Origin of the sequence: Leptospira venezuelensis (genome assembly GCF_002150035.1) — a bacterium.
GTDB classification, from domain to species: Bacteria; Spirochaetota; Leptospiria; order Leptospirales; family Leptospiraceae; genus Leptospira_B; species Leptospira_B venezuelensis.
The window spans coordinates 677,238-699,459 of record NZ_NETS01000010.1; the positions used below are offsets into that span (position 1 = coordinate 677,238).

Consider the following 22,222-nt stretch of genomic DNA (forward strand, 5'->3'; position numbering starts at 1 on the left):
AGCCACTGGCTTCTTTCAAATCAAAAAAAGGAAAAGAGCGGAAATGACGAGGGGTGAATCTAGAAAACTTAGATGGAGACTAACCTTAGGGCTGGAACTATTGACTTCCGTTCTTGCCGTCCCTTTGGCCGTTTTATTCATTATAGCGGCAGGAGCGTATGACTTCAATAAGGCGATCGTATTGATCGGATCCTCAACAGTCGTATTGACAACTTCTTATTTTTTCCCTACACTTCGTTTTTTATATTTAGGAAGGCTATTATCCAATTTAGAGCCCGCTAATTGGGAAAAATTGAACACAAAGGGTAAGGTAGAAGTTAAGAAAAAACTTCTGAATTTCCCTCTCCTCAATACCGGATTTTATATTGTACAATGGAGTTATGGAATTCCTGCAGCATGGAAAATGATGCATTTTTTCTTTATCCCAGAATTTTTCGAATCTGCTCCATTCTTGCTCTTGCCTTTGATCATATATCCCACTTTAGGGATTTCACATTTCTTTTTAACCGAGTCAGTACTTTCGGAAGTACTGGAATCAGATAGATTAAACGGACTTCCTTTAGAAGAAAAAGAGATTCATAAGGTTTCAATCTTCGCCAGGATCATTTCTACAATTGCATCCATTGCATTACTGCCTGTTGTGATTTTTGGTTACTTATTATTAGAAGAGACTTCCGGCTGGTTAAAACTCGGCGATGTTACTTTAGCACTTTCTCTCACCATATTATTTATGGTGATCACTCTCACTATTTCTTCCTACTTATTGGCTTCCAGTATTCGTAGGAACTCCAAAAATATGATGAATGCCTTTGTAGAAATGTCTCAGGGTGAACTGGATATCCTGCTTCCGATGGTTTCCACAGACGAGCTAGGAAGAAGTAGCAAAATGTTGAACGATTTTGTGAAAAGACTTCGGATCGTAGTCAAAACGGTAATCAAAGAATCAGAAAAACTTTCCCAAAGTTCCAAGGTTTTAGAAGAAAGAACGAAAGATCTTTCTATAAAAATGCAGGAGCAGGCCGCTTCTACAGAGCAGATGAGTTCAGGGGTAGAAGAAATTGCAGCATCCATTCAGTCTACTTCCTCCAGAGCAGAAAGCCAGTCAGATATAGTTGAACAAGCATCTGCATCACTTGCTGAACTCGAGGATAGAATCCGCAATGTTCATACTTCTTTGATGGATACAAAAAACGATGCGGAGAGAATGAGATTAGAAACTTCTAATGGGGAATCTGCACTGAAATCTACTCGAGACGCAATGGCCGAGATAGAATCCAATACAGCCAAAATGGAAGCTAGTGTAAACGTGATCCATGAGATTACTGATAGGATCGGACTTCTATCCTTAAATGCAGCCATCGAGGCAGCTCGTGCCGGAGAGGCTGGAAAAGGATTTGCAGTTGTCGCCCAAGAAATTTCCAAGCTGGGAGAACAAACCCAGGAGAATGCAAAAAGGATCCGAACAACATTAGCAGAGGCGGTAAAGGCAACCAACTCAGGAAGAGAAGTTTTAGGAAATACAGAAGTCGCATTCAGAAGAATTGGAGACACAGCTCAAAATACTTCTGAAAGAATTTTGCAAGTTTCCTCACTATCCGAGTCTCAATTGATCGCAAGCGCTCAGGTAAAGAATGCATTTTCCGAACTGATCCAATCCGCAGAAGAGATCCGAAATCATACCAAGGAACAATCTCAAACTTCTTTAGAATTTTCTAAAACAATAGGAAGTATATCTGAAGCAACTGAGTTTTTGAATGGGATAGTGAACGATATTGATTCTCTTGCCGAGAAACTTGCTCAGCAGGCAAGCTCTTTGAAAAAAGAAGTAGAATTCTTTAAAACCTAAACGTTAAGTCTTGGGAAGAAGTACCTTAAATACTGTCTTTCCAGGCTTGGAATTGAATTCTATTCTTCCGCCATGTTTTAAAACGATCCTTCTGGAAATATCCAGACCAAGACCGCTTCCTTCTCCGGGAGCCTTAGTGGTATAAAAAGGATCGAAAATTTTAGATTTAATATCCGCAGGAATTCCGGGACCATTATCCGAAATCAAAACGGAAACATCAGAATCAGAATCCAGAATGGAAATTTTAATTTTTCCTTTGAACTGCATAGCTTGCAAAGAATTATAAATTAAATTTGTCCAGACCTGGATCAAATCATCCGGATAAGCATAGATGATCGGCCTTGCTTGGAAATCTAATTCCACTTCTACTCCGTTTTTGATCTGGTTATGGTAGATGGTAAGTACAGTTTCTATGTTTTCCGCAAGATCCGTTTCGATCTTACCTTCTCCAGAATCAATATGAGCAAAACTTTTGAGAGCATAAACAATCTTAGAAGTTCTGTCCACTGCCAAACGAATAGAGGCCGCGTTCTTGTATGTTTGGATCTCTTCGATCGCAAAATCGAGAAGTGCTAGATTTGTTTTAGCTTCAAAAATTTCAGGAAATTCTTCTGTTGAATGATATAAGCCAACATCCATCAATCTATCAGCAAGATCATATGAGTTTTCGAAACCAAGTTCGCTCAATGTATTCTTTAATTTTTTAAGAACATTTCTTCTTTCTTCTCTTGAAACCTGAACTTCTTTATTCGAAATTCCAGCACGAATAAACTCTGATAGTCTTTTAATATAACTTGGTTCTGCTTCGGCAAATACAGGGCCTAACTTCTTCAAACGTTCAGGAGAAGAATCTAAGTATGCCCTTAATTCACCGCTCAAAGCAGAGATCGCTCCTAATGGGTTATTAATCTCATGAGCAATACCTGCAACCAATTGTCCGAGTGCCGCCATCTTTTCGGAAAGGATAAGTTGATCTTGGGTCTTTTTCAAATTATCCAAAGCGGAAGCTAACTCTGAAGTTCGGATACGAACAGCATTTTCCAATTCTTCCTTAGCTTCCCTTCTTTCAGAATTTAATAATAACTGAGTGACTTGTTCTGCCGCGGTGACTACGAATTGTTGTTCAAATCCTTTCCATTTGCGAAGAGCACCTCTATGTTCCAAACAGATGACTCCAAAAATTTCACCTCTTAAAAAGATTGGAGCGTCCAGCAAAGATTTAATTTCAAGAGGAATACTATAACTTTCTGCAAATTCAGAAGTCCTTGGATCATTGACTACATCGTAAGAATCTACAAATCTTTCTGTCTTAATAGAGGCGAAATATTTTGGATATTTTTTTAGATCCATTATTGCGGGATCCATATAAGTTTCAAATTTTTGATCCCAACCTGAAACTAAGGACCAGACAGTTTTTTCCTTATCAGAAAAAAGCCATATAGAAGCGCGATCACACCCCAATGTTTCCGTACACATCTTAACGATATTATTCAAACCTGCGGAAATATTGCCCGATGCAAAATCCGGATCAGTTGCCATGTTCAATAAAACTCTTGCCTGCTCGGAAAGTTTTAAGTTCTCTTCTTCTTTTTCTTTCGCTGCAGCTTTTCCTGCTGTATTATCTTTCGTAATAGCAACTATCGCAGGTCTTCCTACCAAGTTTACAATACGTCCTGAAAAAATAGAATCTACCCGAGTTCCATCTTTTCGAATAAAAGGTATATCGAGATCTCTCAAGATACCTTCTTCTTTCATCTGATCGATTAGTTTATGTTTTAGATTAGGATCAGGCCAAATTCCCAGTTCAAGGGAGGTCTTTCCGATCGCTTCTTGCTTTGTATATCCGAATAGATCATAGAACATAGAGTTCACACTGATATATTTACCAGTTTCTAAATCAGAGATACAAATTGTATCTGGATTTAAATCGAATACTTTTTCGAAAAGATCCTTATTCTCTTCTAATTGTAAAAGATACTGATCTCTTTCTTTCTCTACTTTTTTCTTGTCAGTGACATCGATGAGAAGAGCCAAAAGCATCCTCTTATCTCCGATCTTAAACACCCTGTTTCCTGAAATCACATCCCTTTCGGTATTATCAGATCGATTGATAGTTGCCTCTACATTTTTGAACCAGCCTACTTTATCAAGTTCCTTAATGATGTTTGCTCTATCCAGGGGGCCTTTCCAAATCCCCAATTCAAAGGAAGTTTTTCCTATGATCTCTTCTCTTGTGTATCCGATCAGATCACAGTATTCTTGGTTGACCTCTCTATAAGTTCCAGTTTCGAGATCAGAAAGAGAAACAGCAGCAGGGTTCATTTGGAAAATTTTCTCAAAGAGTTCCTTATTGTGTCGGACTTCTGCGTTTAATTTTCTGGTTTGTTCTTCTGCTTCCAAACGATCTCTTATATCTGTTGCAAGAGAAATAACATGAGGTCTTCCATCTAATTTAACGATCCTTCCTGAATACAGAACCGGGATCCCAGTTCCATCAGCGGCTCGAAAAACTGTTTCGATATTGCTGACCTCACCTTTCTCATCTAACTGACTATAAATCTCCGCTCTCCTATCAGGATCATAATCCCAAACCTTGATATCAGTCGTAAGTTTTCCGATAACTTCGGATCTTTTAAGTTTTATGACTTCTAAAAATCTTTCATTTACATCTATTATCTTTCTGGAAATCAAATCAGTAAGAACAACCGCAGAAGGGATTAATTGGAATAATCTTTGGAAGAGTTCCTTACTCTTTTCAAGTTCTGAAGCGAGATTTTCTAGATCCGCCTGTGCCTCTTTGATATGCGTGATATCGTGACCAACCGCTAGGATCTTTTTTTCACCACCTGCTTCTATTACTCTAGCTGAAAATAGAATGGACCGGATCTTTCCGTCTGCAGTGCCCATTTTTACTTCTAGATTGTCTACAGCACCTTTTTGGAGCAGAAGTCCTCGAATAATCTCTCTATCACTTAGATCGTAATAAACTCCCAGTTCTGCTGGTGACTTACCCATAATCTCTTCGTTAGTTTTGCCAATCAAACTTAAGAATACATCATTTGCATCTAGATAAGTTCCATCCGCCTTAGATAAGGTGATTGCAGTGGGATTCAATCGAATGATCTGGTTTAGTATTTCTTGGTTCTCTTTTAATTCATCTAAAAGTTTTTGTTTTTCTACTTCTTCCTTTACCCTGTCAGTGATTGGAACGGTAATCGTAAGAAGTTTTAAAGAACCTGCATATTCAATTGGGTGAGCAGAGAAGAGTCCCCAAAATTCCTCTCCCAATTTATTAGTAAAACGTAATTCTATATCTCTGACAAAGCCTTCTTTTTTGATAGCTTCTACTATATCTGCTCTTGTTTCAGCAGAACTCCAGAAACCAAGTTCCAACGCACTTTTACCGACAATTTCATTTTCAGAATACTTTACCTGAATACAGAATTGTCTGTTTACTTTTAGATATTTACCTGTTTCGATTTCAGTGATCGCCATAGGCAAAGGGTTCATGTCGAAAAATTTCTCGAGAGCCCTCCATCCTATCTCTGGATGAGTTATATCTTCTTTAGAAAGTTCACTTTGCTGTTTTGGAGAACGAATATGGATCCAAGTTGTAGTTTCTGAATCTGGTTCACTGTGGATTTTAAAACCTTGGCAATAAAAGGTTCTGATCTCTTTGCTCTTAAGTAAAAAATAACCTAAATACCAATTAGTCTTCTCTTCTTTTTTGAGATTTTCAAAAACCCCGCTATGAATATCTGAGATAAGATTGAAATCTATCTCTTTCAGCTCTTTGTCAGAATAGCCCAAGATCTGTAAAGCAGCCGGATTCGCCTCGATCAGATTTCCTGAAGAAGAGAATACAAGTACTCCGTCTCCGATCCTTTCGAAAAACTGCCTAAGGATATTGATCTGTGAAAGGGAAGATTCCAAACTTTTATCACCGAGAGAATAAACCCTCAAATACTAATGGACTAAATAACGCTAGAAACTACTTTTCTAAAACTTTCATTTTTTTTCCAAAATTCAAGAAAGTTGCAATCCTAAAGGACGCGTTACTCGAAAAGGCCTACCTACTATGGAATTATTAATCGGTTTATTAGCATTCTTTGCTGGCATATTCTACCTTATCATTCCGTTCGTTTTATTATCCAAGATCAATGGACTTTTAGAAAGGATCAAAGATCTGGAAAATCAATCAAAGGAGAAGGGATCTTCTACCCTTCTTGAAACTCAGATAGAAAAGAAAAAACCACCTATCAAGGAAGAAAAGCCTATCTTAGTAAAAGAAACAATCTCTGAAACTAAGAAAGAACTCCCTTCTTCCAAGCCAGCTGAGAAAACGCCAAAACCTGCTGCAGTTGTACCTCCAACTATTATAAAACAAGAACCTCAACCTATAGCTAAAAAATCTGAAGCTTGGGAGAAATTTGAGAAACAGATCGCGAACAATTGGACCGGGATTTTAGGGACAATCATACTTGTGATGGGGGTTGGATTCTTAGGAATTTATGCCGCTTTAAACATGTCTCCTTTCTTCAGATTCCTAATGGTATTAGGGATTGGTATTGGCTTATTTATAATCTCTGTTCTTCTAATTAAAAAAGAATTCTGGGAGCAAATTGGTTATTGGATCCGAAGTGGTTCAGGTGCAGTTATCTTATTCTCTTGTATCGCCGCAGTTTCAATACCGGGAATGAAATGGATAGAATCTGAATTTTTTGCTCTCATTTTAGTCATCGCTGGAATTTTAGTGAACTTAGGACTTGCTTGGCAAACATCTCAACAAAAGTTTGCAAGCTTACATATTGTATTAAGTTTAATTTCTTTAGCAATCCTTCCGTTAAGCACTCTGATATTCTTCTTAGCGGTTGGAGTTTCCGCTTTCAGTGTGGTTCTATCTTATAAGTCTAATTGGGAATTCCATTTAATACAAACTGCCGTATCTTTTTTAATTTTAAATTTTCTTTATAAAGGACATTTCTCAGAACAGCTATATGTATTTAGTTCTCCTCAGTCCAGAATCTGGGGAATTTTAGGAACTCTTGTAGTTGGAATTCCATCCATTTTAGCTCATTATAGAAAAGTATATTCTTCTGCAAGTATACAACGTCTTCCTTTTATTACTCATTTAATTGTATGGGCTGGGATTGGTTTAGGTTTGTCCGTATATTCTACAGGGTCAAAATGGAATCCACCTGTATTAATCAGTGTTTCGATCGGACTATTTTTCTGGGCAAGAACAGCTCGAGAAAAATTAAACATTCGTTGGTTATATCTAACTGATACTTTAGTTTCTTTGGCTCTTGCTTCTATCGGGATCTTATTACTCACTCGATGGGAAGTGGATCTATTCCTGATCAATGTGTATGTTTCTATTCTGTTCTCTATCTTCTTCGTAGTAAGTGCGGAAGAGAAAGAAAATTTACTAAAGAATATTGGAGCTATTCTTCTTCATATCTCCTGGGTCTGGTATATTCTTATTCTGGTCATAAAATACTTCGGTGGCTTCAACCTCGGAACTTGGCCAATCGTTATCACAACTATTGTAATGATCATCCTTACGTTCTTGATCCAATTTTATGACGAGATACGAAACAAAGAAACCTCCGTAGCAAGTGATGACGTTTACTCGATCGGAGGGGAAGATAGAATTTCTCCTTCAGGGATTTTTTCAGGCTTATTAGCATCTGCTACTTGTTTCCAATTATTCGACTGGAAACATTCGGAGCTATATCTTCCAGTATTCGGGATCATTTTGTTGGTTATCCGACAAAGCAGGAATTGGAATGGTTTAGGGGTTGGGATCTTCTTCTTTGTCGCAGCTTTACACTTTGAAGTGATCTATCGGATTTATTCTTTAGAAAGATGGGAAGTTTTACTAAGAGATCTTCCTACAATTCTATTCTGTTTCTTGATGATTCCTCTTTCTAAAATGAAGATTGGTTCTGACAGGACTAGATATTTTTCATCTCCAGGAGCAATCCTTCTCTCTTTACATATTGTATTCTTAGCATATTGGACTACCCAAAGTGTTTCTCCTTTTCTACCAGGAATACTATGGCTTCTTCTCTCTTTAGTTTATTTGGAAACCAAAAACTTTTTTTCAGAAAGAGAGAAAGAATGGGAAAATACCTGGAAGTCTTCTATCAATTTTGCGGGACCTGTCTGGCAATTTTTTGCGCTAACATTCGTTGGATTATTCCTTGGCGCTCATATTCTGGTCCATTTACAATCAGAACTTTATGTAGGTATTTTTAAGATAAGACTTCTGATCCAAGCACTGGCTGTAGGAGTATTTATATATTGGGCAAACAGTCCTAATCCTAAAAAAGAAACTCCAAATTACTGGAACTCCCTTTTACCATTATTCTGGGAATTGACTGGAATCTTTATTACAGCGATTATTGCATTAGAAATACCGAATACATGGCTCCCTGTTGCATGGATAGTTTGGGCATTCTTCCTAAATCAAATTAGCTTAAAAACTTCCTGGGAAATTTCCAGGTTTAGGTTTTATTCTATTTGTTTTTATTGGTATTCCTGTATCCATGTTGCTTTCATTTCCAGTTCATCTCTGACTCCTTCTGTATATTGGGCGAACCGAGAATGGTTAGGAGGACTCACTGGGATCATATTACAGATCTCTTATTTAGTAAGAATCCAGCTCCTTCCTCCATACCAAGGGATAGAAGCAGAAGGTTATCCCGGCAACATTAGAAAACTTTCCGAAAGATTGGATCAAAAATCCGACTATATTATATTCTATCCTTTGTTTGCAGCAGGAGCATTCTTCCTCTTCTGGAGTTTTGATTCTTCCCTCTTAACTCTATTATGGATGGTAGAAGTGTTCATCGTTTTCTTAATGGGACTTATTTTGAAAAAAGAACATTTCCGTTACGTGTCATTAGTTGCTATGATCGTGTGTTTACTTAGATTGATCTTCTGGGATCTTTCTCAATCTTCTACAATCACTCGTGCTTTGGTATTTCTGGGAGTCGGAGGAATACTTATATTAATGAATACTCTTTATGGTAAATTTGGAAATAGGGAGAAAATAGATGCTCCGTAATCGATTATTATTCTTTGTCATACTTTTGGCCTCCGGAGTTGCCATTTCATTTTTAGCAGTAAAGAGTAAGGCGAATGTAGAGATGCCAGCCACTCTTTCTCCGGCATTTCAATTGCTTGGGAAACCCATCAAAACCTTGGATCGTTCCCTTACAAAGATTATGCCCATTAGCGATTTAGATGAGAAGAAGCTGGGGGATTCCGTTGCATTCCGTTATGAATCTTATGCAGACGAAAAAGATCCGGATCTGATCTATTTAAGAAGTTTGGTATCTAACCTTACGGTCGGAAAAAACAAAAGATTCGAATATAGGATTTTCGTAATGGATTCATCCGTTCCGAATGCTTATGCAATGCCTGGAGGGATCTTATTCGTAACTAAAGGACTTCTTTCTATGGTAAGTTCAGAAGCAGAATTAGTTGCAGTGATTGGACATGAAATCGGTCACGTTGAACTTTCCCACTGCATGGATATGGTCAGAGGAGAATTATTAGCAAAGAAGATCGGCGCTTCTACACTCGGAGAGCTCGCCGACATGACTGCTGCATTACTTTTAAAACCTTCTTTCGGTAAAAACCAAGAAGATGAAGCAGACTCTTACGGTTACGATCTATTACTGAGAGAATATTACGATCCGTTCGCAATGGGTAGAACTTTTCTAAAACTACAGGAAGCAAGCGGCGGAAAGGAAAATGCAGCTTCTCCAATCCAAGAATATTTTATGACTCATCCTTATCTTTCTCATCGCTCTGAAAAATTTACTGAGAAGGCTAAACGAGAAGATGAGGGCCAATATTATGTAGGAAAGAAAAACTTAAAAAAACGGGTCAGCCGTTACGATGACGAACTCGATCAAGAATTCGTAAAGTACTAAGGGATTCTTCTTACAAGTTTCAAATTTTATAACTTCGAATAAAATCTAAAAATCCGGAAACGTTCGGGAATTTTCTCGAACGGAAAAAGGTCTTACCTTCGGAGTTTTTATGAAAAAGATATTATTCGGGTGCATATTATTATTCGCTAGTTTAGGTTCCGCATTTGCAGAACAAGAAAAGGTTCTGATTGTCAGTGGGTTCTCTAAAGTCGCCGTTCCCGTAGAACTTATAGAAATACGTATTGGAGTAGAAACAGAAGCAAAAACCGCAGAAGAAGCTCATGAAAAAACTTCTGCAAAGACTGATTCTCTCGTAAAATATCTCAAAAAACAGTCCTTACATTCGTTACAGACAGAAGCAATCCGTCTTCAAACAATTTATGAGTATCCTAAGTCTGGAGCGAGACAGATCAAAGGTTATGTAGCGTCCAATACAGTTTTAATAAGATCTAAAGTAGAATCTGCAGGTAAACTTATAGATGAATCCATTCAAAATGGAGCAAATCAAATTCTTGGGATCCGATTGCAGGCAACGGATGCAAATTTAGAAAAGGCTTCTCAAGAAGCTTTGCAGTTAGCCGCGAAGGATGCTCGCAAAAAAGCTGATATTATTCTCTCAGCACTCGGTTTGAAATTTAAGGATTTTGTAGAGATTAGAGCCGACTTCCAAGAAATTTCCGAACCACTTCCTATGATGGATGGTTTTCAAACTATGAGCGCAAAATCTGCGACTCCAATCGAAGCTGGAAATTTATTTCGTGAAGCGAAGATCTTATTGAAAGTTTCTTATTAAAAAATCAGCAAATAAGTGAAAAAAATCTGTCTTTTCAATCGGTTATATGGGTATGGTATTTATGGATTGTTACCTAAGTACCAATAACCCGGTAAATAGTTAACATATATCCAATTCTCTTCACTATTCTCACTACGTGAGCGGCCCTTTCGGGGGCCGCTCCGGTCTTTTGTTTTTTTCCTTGCTCTCTTCTAGAATAATTGGTGTTTTGGGAAAAAAATTATTACTCTGGCACCTCATGAAAAAAAAGATTCTAGCTTTATTGGCAACTTATCTAGTTTGCTTTTCTTTATTCGGACAACCAACAAATCCGAATAATCAAAGGCAGCCTAAAAATCAACCTACGAACAATAATCAACAGCAACCGCCTCAAGACCAAACTCCTATAGGAGGAAGCAACTCTTCTAACTCTTCCTCAAGTAATAGTAGTTCATATGGAAATGGTTTATTACATATTTTGGAATTAGATGGAGTTGCAGGAAGCCTGAACCAAGGCGGGCCTCAATCTATTAACGGAATCTTAAATAGTGTTAGGATTGCAGGAAGCGCATTAGGTGGAACTCCTGAATTTTTCAAAGAAGATAGTAAAACGACTCCGAGCGGAGGCTTTCCTAAGATCAGATATTCGCATCAATTATCAGATAATACCTTTATTGGTATCGTGGCCTCTTTGGGAGAAAAATCTATAACAGAAACTACTACGACTAGTACTTCTAATAGATACACCACTGATAAAATTACTACAACCACCAATGAGTGGAAAGTAAAGTACGGCTGGGGTCCTTTAAACTTAAACACTTCGAATAATATAAGTTATGAATTTTCAATCGGATATGGGCAAGGTAAAACAAGTGGAGACTATTCCAATTTCGGACTCAAACTCCCTGGTTTTAGCTCAGGAAGTTCGGATGGAATGTCAGGTTATGCGATTGGATTTGGAGATCTTAGATATAATATCACTACACTTTCTTTGGATTACGGTGTCGCAGTCCCTATGTGGAGTTGGATGAACTGGTACTTCCGTGGTGATACAAGCTTCTTCTGGGGAACATTATCATTAAGTTCTGCGCAGTTAGGCGTAAATACAGGAGCTACTGCCGGCGCATATAACGGTTTAGACTTTAATGCGTTCAAATCTAAGGACGGATTCTTTGCGGGAGCTTCCGGATTTACTATGACTTTCGAAACAGGTTTTGTAATTAAACCTTTTGAAACATTTGGGATCAGATTTGGTGGTTTCTACCAACTTACCTATTTCAGTGTAGGAGAAGTAAAGGGACCTTCCATATCCGGAGGCCGACTTGTAGAAGCAAGTACAGTCCCTAATTTAAGCTCTACTACAGATAACGAGCAGTTCGGAAATTACGGAGGAACAGTAGGGTTAGTTAAGAATCTATAGTCCGCAAAGCGGGCTTCAAGAGCCTGGACCTGTTGGGACAGGCTCTTATAATATTCTTCTCAAAAAACCCGGAGGCTGAAAAATTTCCGGGTTTTATCTATCATAATAAGTTTCGGAACGGACTATAGTCGCGTTTCTCCTGAAGCCCGCTTTGCGGACTATAATTCTTTTAGAATTTCCGCCTTCTTCTTTTCGTATTCCTGTTTAGAGATCAATCCCTTATCTAAAAGTTCCTGTAAAGTTCTCAATCGGTCTTCTATCGTTTTTGGGATTTTTTTAGTCGGAGTTCCAACATTCTTCTTAGATGGAATTGCGGTCCAAAATCCGGTTTTTACAATGAGACGATTTTTTACATCTTCTCCTTCTGTAGTAAATGTAAGATATTCTAAACCTTCCGGACGGATCTCTGGAAGATAAATAGAATTACGGGAAGAAGGTTCCGGCTTAGAGATAGGAACCAAAGTCCAATCTCTAAAAGAATAAGTGGTTTGAAAATCAAGGATTTGTCCTATTTCAGAAAATTCTAATACGATTCCTTCCGGACTATTTCTAATATAAAAAATGGTTCTTCTGATCCTAAGTCCAGGTCTGATAGGATCTTCTCTTTTAATAATGACTTGGTATGCTTGAGGAAGTCCGTCTGGAATTTCCGCCTCTGCCCTATATAATAATTCTCCAAGACGAGAGGATTCTTCTTCCGTAAATAATCTGATTGGTTCCGAATTAAAGACTCCCGTCTCCGAAACCCCTGTAAATTTAAAAAGTTTGTCCCATCTGGAAATGAACTCTGTCCTGTCCAATTGGTCCGGCCCTGCTCCAGTTAAAACTCCAGAAGCGATAGGCAACCAAGTCTCCGCTTGCAAGAAGATTGGAGTGTCCGAACTTTTTTTAAGATAATATAATACGATTGAATCCGAAGAGGAAGCCATTCCCTTTCTTTGGGAAGACAAACAGTGGATCGTAAATATAAGGGTGAGAAAGAAACCTAGAAGTTTAAGGTTTTTCTTTTTTGCCCGGATCGGTTTTTTTAAGCATGCTGCCAATTTTTCCCAATTCCTCCGGCTTAATTTTCGCACCGGCGGCCTTCTTGTTCTCAGCCTGGATCTCACGATACACTTCCGCTCTATGTACGGAAACTTCTTTAGGGGCCTTAACTCCGATCTTTACCTGATCCCCTTTGATATCAACGATAACGATCTCGATATCGTCACCTATAATAATGGATTCGTTAGTACGCCTAGCTAGTACGAGCACTTAGGACATCTCCACAGTGGCACTTTCCAAAATTCTTTCACGAACAGAATGGATCTCGTTACGTGATACGAATTGGCGACCTGTCAAATCAGTCTTATTAATCAAAATAGGGCCCTGCAGATTTGCTGTCATAGATGCAGGATCGTCGTTCGGAATCGTCACAATGACTAAGGTCAAAGCTTCTGAAACATCCTGCAACCCGATTTGAGAAAGTTCTTCTTGGCTCAAAATCGGTTTATATTCTTTTTTGAATAGAGAAGGTGGAATTACTACAAAAGCAAGGTCCACTTCGTCAATGGACTGTAGCCATTTGAATACAGACTCTTCGTCTTCTTCGATTAGGGCAAAACTTTTGTATCCCCCGAAACCTAGAAGTCCTTCCGGAAATTTGATAAGTTGTCGCTCAGAAACTTCTATTTTTCCGAAAGGTTTACTTTGGATCTCAATCATCGACCGACCTGTTTTTCAGAGCAATGCTCTAAGTTTATACTTTTTTCAAATCACTACAAGAAGAATTCCCAAAACTAATATTGGGACATCCAACTCTTATCTTAGAAAGTCCATTAAAGTAGATTTGATTACCTTGGAACCTACGTTAAGCGCATATTGATGGATCGTTTCCAGCCACTTCAAGTTCATGATAGTTTCCGGGAAATCGATCCCTTCGTTTTTAGCAAGTAACTCGGTCATATAGGATTTATCAAAGGAAACTCTTTGAGAATGTTCCTCCATACGATTCATCCTTGCACCCACTATGGATCTATAACGAAGAACATTCTCTAATGCAAGATCCAAGTCTTGAATGTCACGACCTGAAATTCTTTCTTGATCTTTCTGGATCAAATCGTTCCTGAATTGGATCAATACATCGAATACAGAAAGCCCAGTGACAGTTGCAGACTTGCTATAATTATTAGGCGGCTCAGAGTTGCCAGCATCGATCAAACCGATATCTCTAAGAACTGTTCCTCCATCTACGTCCTCTAACCAGATCTGATGAGGTGCAGTGGAACTGAGACTGATATTATCCTGAGCAAGTTTATTTGCCTTAGCTTCGATTGGAGAGTTATTGATCTTATCGATGATATCATCAATAGTATCGCCTGCGGACACTTGGATCTCTACTTCATCTATCTTAAACTTTTGATCAGAGACTGCTACGTAACCTGAGTTATCCACACGACTGGTAACACTCATGTTTGTTCCCCAAAACACCTTGTTTCCAGGAATGGTTACAGGGATATACTCTCCCTTTTCAATTTCTCTGATCTGCTCTCCGATATCTCCTCTATATTCTACTCCGATGTATTGGTTTTTTAATTCCAAACCTTGGAGTCCTTTGATTTTAGATTCGATCGGTTCAAAAGGAGGCCTTTCAATCACATGCCCACCGAAAAGGGGCCTTCCTGTGGCATCTCTAGTGTTTGCTATATCGACTAACGCTCTTAATAATTCATCTATCTCTTTACCGACAGCAACTTCTAATTCGAAACCTTTATCACCTTGATAGATACCGTTGGAAGCCTGGACTGCAAGAACTCTCGCTCTTTGGAACAAGTTACCTATTCTATCCAATTCTCCGTCGATCTGTTGTAATCTTCCGAAACCGTCGTCAATATTTGCCTGGAAAGTATCCAACTCGTTCATTCTGGAACGGAAGAACATTTGGTTGGTCGCTCTTCCTGGATCATCGGAAGGAGTCCTAATTCTTTGCCCAGTACCCAATTGGTTTTGGGTTTCGTCCAATGACAACTGGTGACGATTCAAAGTCCTCACCAGACTGTTATTTTGCATCATGTTAGTGATCCGCATCATGGCTTCGCCTCCTTGCTATTCCGGCGGAATTACGCGCCCAAACGATTGATGATGGTATCTAGAATTTCATTCATAGTGTTGATCATCTTTGCTGACGCATTGTACGAGTGCTGGAACTGAACCATATTGGCCATTTCCTCATCCAAACTTACACCCATCACCGATTGTCTCATATTCTCGAGCTCGGTCATAAGATCTGATTGAATTCCAAATTCCTGTTTTGATTCTCTTGCTTCAGTCGCAAGTTTAGAGATCAGACTATTATAAAAATCATCCGTGGTTTTGGAATAATCCACCATCACAGGATTATTTCTAAGAGAAGAAGCTACTAATAGAGCATTCCTTCCGTCCTTATGGCCCCCAGGAGAATTATAATCTCCTGTTCCACCAACATCCTTTCCTCTTGCGGCTGCGATATTTGCTACGTTATTCGCAATGTGTTCATTCACTTTAAAGTGAGAAGAAGGATGGAAGTGTGGAGTTAAAGTAATGTCTTCCGGCTTGGATTGAAGTTTAGTGATCTCGCCCAAACGTTTATAATCATACGCTCCAGAAGGTCCGGAAGCCATCAGCATTCCTGTCAAACCAACTAATAATTCTCCAGAATCTTCGATATGTCTAAGAATGAAATTTTTCTTAGGAGTATCTTCTGCAACAGTCGCTTTGAATGCCAACTGGTTATCGTGGTTCATATAAGCCACAACACCAACCTTAGAAGCATTAATACGTTTGATAATTCCGTTCAAAGTATCGTTTGCAGAATAAGGAATTAAAACCTGAGTTTCTTTTTCATCAGGTTTTAAGAATGTCATGGTTCCGCTGATCCCTACAGGACGATCCGGATCCAAAGTATTCTTACCAGTAACTCTGAAGATCGCAGAGATATCATTCTGGCCATCGCCGTCTGAATCATACTCACCGAAAGTATTCAAAGCTAAAGAACGAATATCGAAGAAGTTCTGATTTGTATTTCCGTTCAAACCAAAACCGTCTTTATGGATCTCATTGATCACGTCCATAACGTTGATCGCAAGAGCATCCACTTGGTCGATCTTCTCGCCCAATATCTTATCTCGAACTTCGATCAAACCTTGTAGTCTTCCTTTGCGGAGAAGGACCGGATCTCCAGTAACCTTCCAATAAAGATCTAATAGACCATCTTTAGCAGGATTTCCTAATACATCTACTTTGTTGAGCTTTCCACCTTGGACAAGGATCTGCTGACCAATGAATACCATCAGCTCGTCTTCATCGCTTCTACCAATTGTGATATCAGTCAGACCGGAAAGTTCTTGAAGAAGAGCATCTCTTTTGTCGTAAAGATCATTCGGTTTATCACCCAATGCTTCCGATTTAGCGATTCTTTCGTTTAATGTGCGAATATTTTCACCGATCGTATTCAAATGAAGCGCATGAGCTTCAATCTCACGATTCGATTGGTCTCTTAATTGAGAAAGTTTACGATACACATCTTCAATTCTACTTCCGAGACCTTGTGCTTTCTCCAAAACCACAGAACGATGTGCATTATCCTCAGGATAATTCGCGAGTTCTTCCCAAGAAGACCAGAATTTATCCATCAAAGTTCTTAAAGTAGTGCCATTAGGCTCGTTAAAGATATTCTCTGCTTGGTAGAGATACTCGTTCTTTGCGGCCCAATAATCCTTCACACCGGAAGTTTCAATAATTCTATCATCGATAAAATTATCTCTAACACGTTCGATGGAACCGATTTCAACACCTTGACCGATTTGACCAGGAAGATGAGCACGATTCAAAGAAGGTTCGTACAGAGGATCAGTAGCTTGTAAAACAACTCTTTGGCGAGAATAATGTTTATTATCCGCGTTTGAAATATTATGGCCGGTAGTTTGTAAGGCTTGCTGATGAGCCGCAAGACCTCTTTTACCAATTTCTAATCCGGAGAATGTGGATCCCATACTTCTTCCCTCCTATCCAATCTTACGCAGAAGCGTTTACTAATACCGAGGAACGTTTCTTCTTGTTCCTGACTGTGCTTGGATTTTCATCCTCGTAAACTGCAACTTCTCCGCTGTTCGCGTTAGTTCGCATCGCGTCGATGGTGGCCTTCAAAAATTCCTGTCTGGTTCGGATCAATTTATCATTGGCTTTGATCTTATCTTTAAGCCTGTGAACCGTATCCTTTAATCTTGTTCCGAGTTGTTTCAATTTGTGCTCGGATTCACGATCTATCTTATTTAAAAAATCAGTAAGAGTAAGTTCGCCTTCTTTAGGAATTCCTAAATTACCTGATGTATAAACATCATGAATAGCGGACATACGAACTCTTTCCAGTTCGCTCGCATGAACGATCAATTCGTAGGTCTTTTTAGAAATCGTTTCCAAAGATCTTCCGTCCGCTTTCGTGATCGATTCAGTCTTTTCTTTCTCTAACTCCAGGATTTCGGAGTACAGTCGGATTTCTTCCTCGAAAAGAGAAGACACCCGATCCAACCATTCCTCTTTATTTAATATCATTGTCCGGTCCCTGTTCTTTGTTTCGGCGGAATCCAGAATTTTATGAGGGGTTTTTTTATAAATTCAGAGGCTATAAAGCAGAGAAGGTAAAGTAAGAAGAATTTTCTAAAGAGAAGCGGACGATTTACCGAATGTAGGAATTCCAACAAGAGACATAATTTACTCAGGTCTACGATTTTTAGAAAACAAATGACCTAGTTTCGAAAGAATACAGATTTATTATTCGTAAAACCAAATGAAATTCCTTTATAAACTTTTAACTCTCATCAGCTCCCTACTACTTTTGGTCTTTGCAGTATATACTGCTTTCGACAAAGGAATTATTTGGTTTGCATATCCTTCCCAATCAAAGTACCCGATCCGGGGGATCGACGTTTCCAATCACCAAGGAAATATCGATTGGAAGAAGGTTTCAGAAAATAAAATTAGCTTCGCTTACATTAAAGCTACCGAAGGAGGAGATTGGAAAGATAAAGCTTTCCCGCGAAACTGGAAAGAAGCAAACGAATTAGGTATCAGAGTCGGAGCTTATCATTTTTTCACTCTATGCCGCTCTGGAAAAGAACAAGCCGCCAATTTTATTTCCTATGTTCCAAAAGATCCTAAAGCATTACCTCCTGTTGCTGATCTTGAATTTGTGGGAAACTGTAAAGAAAGACCACCATTGCAGGATGTAAAAAAAGAGATTCAGGAATTTCTAATTGCATTAGAAAATTATTATGGTAAAAGACCGCTCTTGTACCTTACCTATGAGTTTATAGATCAATACCTAGATACCGATTTTTTAGAATATCCTGTTTGGATCAGAGATATATTCGGGCATCCAGCTTCTTCATTTGAAAGAAAATGGTTCATTTGGCAATACCATAGCCGTGCGAGGATTTCAGGCATAGACGGTCCAGTAGATTTAAATGTATGGAACGGAGACGAAGAGTCTCTGTATAAATTATAGAATTAATGACTATGCCTTTACTTTGTTTTGAGCCCAAATAAATCTAAGTAAATTCTCTACTCCGGATTTTTTAAATTGATATTCCCTTTAAGTAGAATAAACAAAACGAGATCATCATGCAGAATAAAATTTATACTATCAGCAAAATAATTCGAATGCAGCATTGTGACCCCGGAGGTGTAGTCTTCACTCCTCAGTATTTCAATTTGTTTGTAGAAGCTATAGAAGACTGGTTCAGAGAAGGGATCGGATTCGGATTTCCACAAATGGTGACCAATGATTCTCAAGGCATTCCTGCAATGAAAATTATCGCTAAATTCTATAACCCATCAAAGTTAGGAGATATATTAAGTTTTCATGTAAGAGTGAAACGTTTGAGGCGCCAAAATATATTAATCAATATAGAAGCTACCTGTAACGGCGAAAAAAGATGCTCTGGAGATTTTTTACACGGATTCGCATCTTTAGCAAGCTTAAGCCTGATTAATTGGCCTCAGGATGTTCGCAGAAAATTAGAGGAATATCTATGAATGCAAAATCGCTATTTAAGATCTTAATTATTTCTACTTCCTTAGCTTTAACTTCGTCGTGTGTTACTTCCTTTTTTTTCGAAGAAGTTGAGGATTTGGATAATTCCAAGATACACTATAAACAAGCCCAAGAAAAACTAGCTGTTGTCGTTGCTGGTTTATCGGCAAGATGTAAAGGGTTTCATGAGTCTTTGTACAACTATGAAACTAGTTATCTCTTCATGGCTGCCTCTGATCCCTGTACTGAACTAGATGAAGATATGATCAAAGGATGTGCGGAGCGTGATTATTATAAAAAGAGAGAAGTTAACCTCTGCATAACTCTTATCGCAGCAGATCCTTGTACCGATGCAGCGGGAGGTAACCCATCTTCAGAACCCGAGGAAATGAAAAATTATAGATTTTCAACATTCGCATATTGTTCCGGCATTTTTGGTTCCATGATGCCGATGCCGCTGTTTTTTTAATAGTTTTCAAATATTCATACATTAGTAAACGATCGTTTACATAAATTGAAATAGTTTATTCGTTCTTGCTTTAACTTAAAAGTGAAATAGAATGCGCCTTAATCATGTCTATCGAACTATTAGAGAAGCAAAATATATTCCCATTTCCTTCCGACTTTCCAGAAGTCCGTTCTAAATACATAGAAGCTAACGGACAAAAATTTTTCTTACTAGAGTCAGGCCCTAAAGACGGAAGACCATTACTTCTATTGCATGGATTTCCTGAATTTTCTTATGCTTGGAAAAATCAAATTGGTTACTTTGCAAAACTTGGATATTTTGTGATCGCTCCAGATCAAAGAGGATATGCAAGAAGTTCCAAACCTAAATCAATTTCAGACTACGGATTGGATATTTTATCCGAAGATATCATTTCAATTTTAGATGTTTATGGAATTTCTAAAACAGATATTATCGCTCATGATTGGGGAGGGGCTGTAGCGTATTGGACTCTTTCTAAGTTCCCTGAACGATTTAGAAAAGCATGTATATTAAATGTTCCTCATCCAACGATCATGAAACGAAAAATCCTTTCTGATAAGTCTCAAAGGAAGAAGAGTATGTACATCCTTTTCTTTCGGATTCCTTGGTTACCTGAGTTCTTACTCTCCAGATTAAATTTCAGAAAATTAGAAAGATCCTTAACCAAAACATCTATGAAAGGAGCATTCTCTCCAGAAGAGATCTCTATATATAAAGAAGTCTGGGCAATTCCCGGATGTATAAAATCAATGCTTCATTGGTATCGGGCAGCAGTCAAGAATCCTCCTAAATTGATACGAACTAGAAAAATTAAAGTACCTACTCGCATTTTCTGGGGAGAAAAAGATAGGTTTTTAGCAAAAGAAATGGCGGAAGAGACCCTAGAATTATTTTCTGATGCTTCAGTTCGTTTTTTTTCGAAGGGCACTCATTGGATCCATCATGAGATCCCTGAAATATTGAACCCAGAATTGGAGTCCTTTTTAATGGAAGAATAGATTCTTTCCAAATCTGGAAAAATATTTCTGTACCAATATTCGTCTTATCCGATTATAAGAATGTCCGTGCTCCGGACTCTTTTTCCAATGCGCAACATTTCTAAAAACATATTACTATTTGTTTCCTTAGTCATTTTTTCTAGCTCCTTACATTTTGCAAAAGAGCCCAATAAAAAGAAAAAAGAAGAACCTAAAAAGGCTTCTGTTCTTCCTAAGCTAAATCAAGTAGCTTTAAATTCTAAATCTGAAAAGAAGAAGGAAGAAAAAAAAACTGAGACTGTTGTTTCCGCTGAGAAGAAAATATCCAAAAGGCTGAAAGGTGAAATCGTAGAAAAACAGGAAGAACTGTTTTCATTCTCTCTTGCCGGCAGAAAATTCGCGCAAGGGGAACTTCTTTTTTTAAAAATAAAACCTTTGCCTAAAATTTTAGATAAGCTCGGAAATTTCACAATCAACTGGGAAGGACAGGAGATACCATTTAATTTAAGAGATGGTTATATTCTCACCTTTCTTCCTGTTTCGCCAGAATTTTCCAAACCATATGGAGTTTTGGAATTAACTGAAAAGCATCTTTTTACTAAAAACGATTCCAAGAAGTACGAGATCCCAATCCAAAAGACTTATTTCGCAACTTCAAAAGTTTCGCATCTTACGATGGATAAACAGTACACAACTGACGAGCTTTCAGATGAAACAAAAGCTTTCATTAAAGAATGTTCAGAAGCAAAAGCAAAAGCATTTCAATCTAAGTCTGATCTTCAAGTGGAAACAGATTTTGAATATCCAGTTCATAATCCTATCTTAAACAGTCCTTTTTATAAGCGTAGGATCTATAATAAAGAGAAGGGTCGCCCACATGGTGGTTCCGATTTCAAGGGCGGTGTAGGAGATCCAATCTACGCAATCAACGACGGCACTGTCATCTTAGCAAGATCTATGTATTACGAAGGAAACTTCACCGTGATAGATCATGGCTTAGAAATATATTCCTTATATATGCACCAATCTGAAATTTTAGTAAAACCAGGCGATAAGGTGAAGAAGGGAGATTTGATTGGAAAGATAGGATCCACCGGTATGTCAACTGGCCCTCATTTACATTTAGGACTTAGAGTCTTAGGAACTATGATCGATCCGCTTTCAGTTGTTCAAACTGATCTAGTGAATGTAAAATCTAAAAGACCTAAACCCTAATCCTCAGGCCAATCAGTTCGAGTTAAAATTTCCTTAATTTCATTTTTACTAAATCTGCTTTTCATTTTGGAATTTGTAGAGTAAATATTCATTAGCTCTTTTTCCAGATTCGGATCCTTATATGTTCCTAAGACTCGAATTGCTGAAATTATAATGTACGTATTATCTTCAGTCTTTAATGTTCTTAAAAAGGCGGATTTCAAATCATTATGATGGTAATTCCTTCCAAATTTTGCTAAAACTTGAAAGGAATGCACGTCTAGAGCCGTGAGTTTAGAAGATAAAACTTGAACTGTATTTTCATAGTCTTGTTCAAATGCCAATTTTAGAACCGCTTCCAAAGAAAATTCATGCAGAGGATCTTTGTCGATCCGATTTAAAGTAATTCGAACATATTTTAGAATTTTCTCAGGATATTTTTTTGCAAAGTATTCTATTACTTTTAGATCTGTTACATTTTCTTTATCCCAATATTCAAATAACAAATCGTCGTAAAATCCGCTTTCAT

18 protein-coding genes are annotated in these 22,222 nt (G+C 38.1%); 10 read left to right on the forward strand and 8 right to left on the reverse strand.

Features of this window, described 5'->3' with window-relative positions; translation table 11 throughout:
- The first annotated feature begins 43 nt into the window (after positions 1–43).
- Positions 44–1,846: a methyl-accepting chemotaxis protein gene (locus B1C82_RS10400; protein ID WP_162494894.1), complete on the forward strand. Its 1,803-nt coding sequence runs from the start codon at positions 44–46 to the stop codon at positions 1,844–1,846.
- 3 nt (positions 1,847–1,849) lie between these two features.
- Here the strand turns inward: B1C82_RS10400 and B1C82_RS10405 are convergent, their stop codons facing one another.
- Positions 1,850–5,779, reverse strand: a complete 3,930-nt coding sequence (locus B1C82_RS10405; protein WP_086448557.1) for a PAS domain S-box protein — start codon at positions 5,777–5,779, stop codon at positions 1,850–1,852.
- A gap of 145 nt (positions 5,780–5,924) precedes the next feature.
- Between B1C82_RS10405 and B1C82_RS10410 the strand changes: the two genes are divergently transcribed.
- The 4 genes from B1C82_RS10410 (at position 5,925) to B1C82_RS10425 (ending at position 11,984) form a co-directional block, all read left to right on the forward strand.
- Positions 5,925–8,918, forward strand: a complete 2,994-nt coding sequence (locus B1C82_RS10410; RefSeq protein ID WP_086447515.1) for a DUF2339 domain-containing protein — start codon at positions 5,925–5,927, stop codon at positions 8,916–8,918.
- Positions 8,908–9,792 (forward strand): M48 family metallopeptidase, encoded by an 885-nt coding sequence (locus tag B1C82_RS10415; RefSeq protein ID WP_086447516.1) that lies wholly within the window; start codon positions 8,908–8,910, stop codon positions 9,790–9,792. The genes B1C82_RS10410 and B1C82_RS10415 overlap by 11 nt, the downstream gene beginning before the upstream one ends.
- A gap of 109 nt (positions 9,793–9,901) precedes the next feature.
- Complete coding sequence (locus B1C82_RS10420) at positions 9,902–10,585, forward strand: SIMPL domain-containing protein (RefSeq protein WP_086447517.1); 684 nt, start codon at positions 9,902–9,904, stop codon at positions 10,583–10,585.
- Positions 10,586–10,823: 238 nt separating this feature from the next.
- Positions 10,824–11,984: a hypothetical protein gene (locus B1C82_RS10425; protein WP_167373756.1), complete on the forward strand. Its 1,161-nt coding sequence runs from the start codon at positions 10,824–10,826 to the stop codon at positions 11,982–11,984.
- A 158-nt stretch (positions 11,985–12,142) separates the two neighbouring features.
- On the opposite strand, the gene B1C82_RS10430 is transcribed toward B1C82_RS10425, so the two are convergent.
- The 6 genes from B1C82_RS10430 to B1C82_RS10455 form a co-directional block, all read right to left on the reverse strand.
- Positions 12,143–13,060 carry an SHOCT domain-containing protein gene (locus tag B1C82_RS10430; protein ID WP_411550319.1) on the reverse strand — a complete coding sequence of 306 codons (918 nt, stop codon included), beginning with the start codon at positions 13,058–13,060 and terminating at the stop codon, positions 12,143–12,145.
- A complete protein-coding gene (gene csrA, locus B1C82_RS10435) occupies positions 12,978–13,238 on the reverse strand; it encodes a carbon storage regulator CsrA (protein WP_086447520.1) in 261 nt (86 codons plus the stop codon). The genes B1C82_RS10430 and csrA overlap by 83 nt, the downstream gene beginning before the upstream one ends.
- Positions 13,239–13,688 (reverse strand): flagellar assembly protein FliW, encoded by a 450-nt coding sequence (fliW, locus tag B1C82_RS10440; RefSeq protein ID WP_086447521.1) that lies wholly within the window; start codon positions 13,686–13,688, stop codon positions 13,239–13,241.
- A gap of 96 nt (positions 13,689–13,784) precedes the next feature.
- Positions 13,785–15,050 carry a flagellar hook-associated protein 3 gene (locus B1C82_RS10445; RefSeq protein ID WP_086447522.1) on the reverse strand — a complete coding sequence of 422 codons (1,266 nt, stop codon included), beginning with the start codon at positions 15,048–15,050 and terminating at the stop codon, positions 13,785–13,787.
- A 32-nt stretch (positions 15,051–15,082) separates the two neighbouring features.
- Positions 15,083–16,993, reverse strand: a complete 1,911-nt coding sequence (flgK, locus tag B1C82_RS10450) for a flagellar hook-associated protein FlgK (protein ID WP_086447523.1) — start codon at positions 16,991–16,993, stop codon at positions 15,083–15,085.
- A 22-nt stretch (positions 16,994–17,015) separates the two neighbouring features.
- Positions 17,016–17,552, reverse strand: coding sequence for a flagellar protein FlgN (locus B1C82_RS10455; RefSeq protein ID WP_162494895.1), 537 nt, complete (start codon positions 17,550–17,552; stop codon positions 17,016–17,018).
- Between the two features lie 235 nt (positions 17,553–17,787).
- On the opposite strand from B1C82_RS10455, the gene B1C82_RS10460 reads away from it, so the two are divergent.
- The 5 genes from B1C82_RS10460 to B1C82_RS10480 all read left to right on the forward strand — a co-directional run bounded on the left by B1C82_RS10460 (position 17,788) and on the right by B1C82_RS10480 (position 21,714).
- Entirely contained in the window at positions 17,788–18,504 is a 717-nt protein-coding gene (locus B1C82_RS10460) for a glycoside hydrolase family 25 protein (RefSeq protein WP_086447524.1), read from the forward strand.
- Positions 18,505–18,620: 116 nt separating this feature from the next.
- Positions 18,621–19,034: an acyl-CoA thioesterase gene (locus B1C82_RS10465; RefSeq protein WP_086447525.1), complete on the forward strand. Its 414-nt coding sequence runs from the start codon at positions 18,621–18,623 to the stop codon at positions 19,032–19,034.
- Complete coding sequence (locus B1C82_RS10470) at positions 19,031–19,501, forward strand: hypothetical protein (protein ID WP_086447526.1); 471 nt, start codon at positions 19,031–19,033, stop codon at positions 19,499–19,501. The genes B1C82_RS10465 and B1C82_RS10470 overlap by 4 nt, the downstream gene beginning before the upstream one ends.
- Positions 19,502–19,605: 104 nt before the next feature.
- A complete protein-coding gene (locus tag B1C82_RS10475) occupies positions 19,606–20,520 on the forward strand; it encodes an alpha/beta fold hydrolase (RefSeq protein WP_086447527.1) in 915 nt (304 codons plus the stop codon).
- 96 nt (positions 20,521–20,616) lie between these two features.
- The gene (locus B1C82_RS10480; RefSeq protein ID WP_411550325.1) at positions 20,617–21,714 is read left to right on the forward strand and encodes a M23 family metallopeptidase; all 1,098 of its coding nucleotides are present in this window, start codon (positions 20,617–20,619) and stop codon (positions 21,712–21,714) included.
- On the opposite strand, the gene B1C82_RS10485 is transcribed toward B1C82_RS10480, so the two are convergent.
- Complete coding sequence (locus B1C82_RS10485; protein ID WP_086447528.1) at positions 21,711–22,199, reverse strand: hypothetical protein; 489 nt, start codon at positions 22,197–22,199, stop codon at positions 21,711–21,713. The two genes, B1C82_RS10480 and B1C82_RS10485, sit on opposite strands and share 4 nt — an antisense overlap.
- Between the last annotated feature and the right edge of the window lie 23 nt (positions 22,200–22,222).

Excerpts from the sequence above, each read along its gene's own strand:
- B1C82_RS10400 (WP_162494894.1), top strand. The coding sequence starts at position 44 with ATGACGAGGGGTGAATCTAGAAAACTTAGATGGAGACTAACCTTAGGG.
- B1C82_RS10425 (WP_167373756.1), top strand. The coding sequence starts at position 10,824 with ATGAAAAAAAAGATTCTAGCTTTATTGGCAACTTATCTAGTTTGCTTT.
- B1C82_RS10420 (WP_086447517.1), top strand. The coding sequence starts at position 9,902 with ATGAAAAAGATATTATTCGGGTGCATATTATTATTCGCTAGTTTAGGT.
- flgK (WP_086447523.1), bottom strand. The coding sequence starts at position 16,993 with ATGGGATCCACATTCTCCGGATTAGAAATTGGTAAAAGAGGTCTTGCG.
- B1C82_RS10475 (WP_086447527.1), top strand. The coding sequence starts at position 19,606 with ATGTCTATCGAACTATTAGAGAAGCAAAATATATTCCCATTTCCTTCC.
- B1C82_RS10410 (WP_086447515.1), top strand. The coding sequence starts at position 5,925 with ATGGAATTATTAATCGGTTTATTAGCATTCTTTGCTGGCATATTCTAC.
- B1C82_RS10455 (WP_162494895.1), bottom strand. The coding sequence starts at position 17,552 with ATGATATTAAATAAAGAGGAATGGTTGGATCGGGTGTCTTCTCTTTTC.
- fliW (WP_086447521.1), bottom strand. The coding sequence starts at position 13,688 with ATGATTGAGATCCAAAGTAAACCTTTCGGAAAAATAGAAGTTTCTGAG.
- B1C82_RS10460 (WP_086447524.1), top strand. The coding sequence starts at position 17,788 with ATGAAATTCCTTTATAAACTTTTAACTCTCATCAGCTCCCTACTACTT.
- B1C82_RS10415 (WP_086447516.1), top strand. The coding sequence starts at position 8,908 with ATGCTCCGTAATCGATTATTATTCTTTGTCATACTTTTGGCCTCCGGA.
- B1C82_RS10470 (WP_086447526.1), top strand. The coding sequence starts at position 19,031 with ATGAATGCAAAATCGCTATTTAAGATCTTAATTATTTCTACTTCCTTA.
- B1C82_RS10445 (WP_086447522.1), bottom strand. The coding sequence starts at position 15,050 with ATGCGGATCACTAACATGATGCAAAATAACAGTCTGGTGAGGACTTTG.
- B1C82_RS10465 (WP_086447525.1), top strand. The coding sequence starts at position 18,621 with ATGCAGAATAAAATTTATACTATCAGCAAAATAATTCGAATGCAGCAT.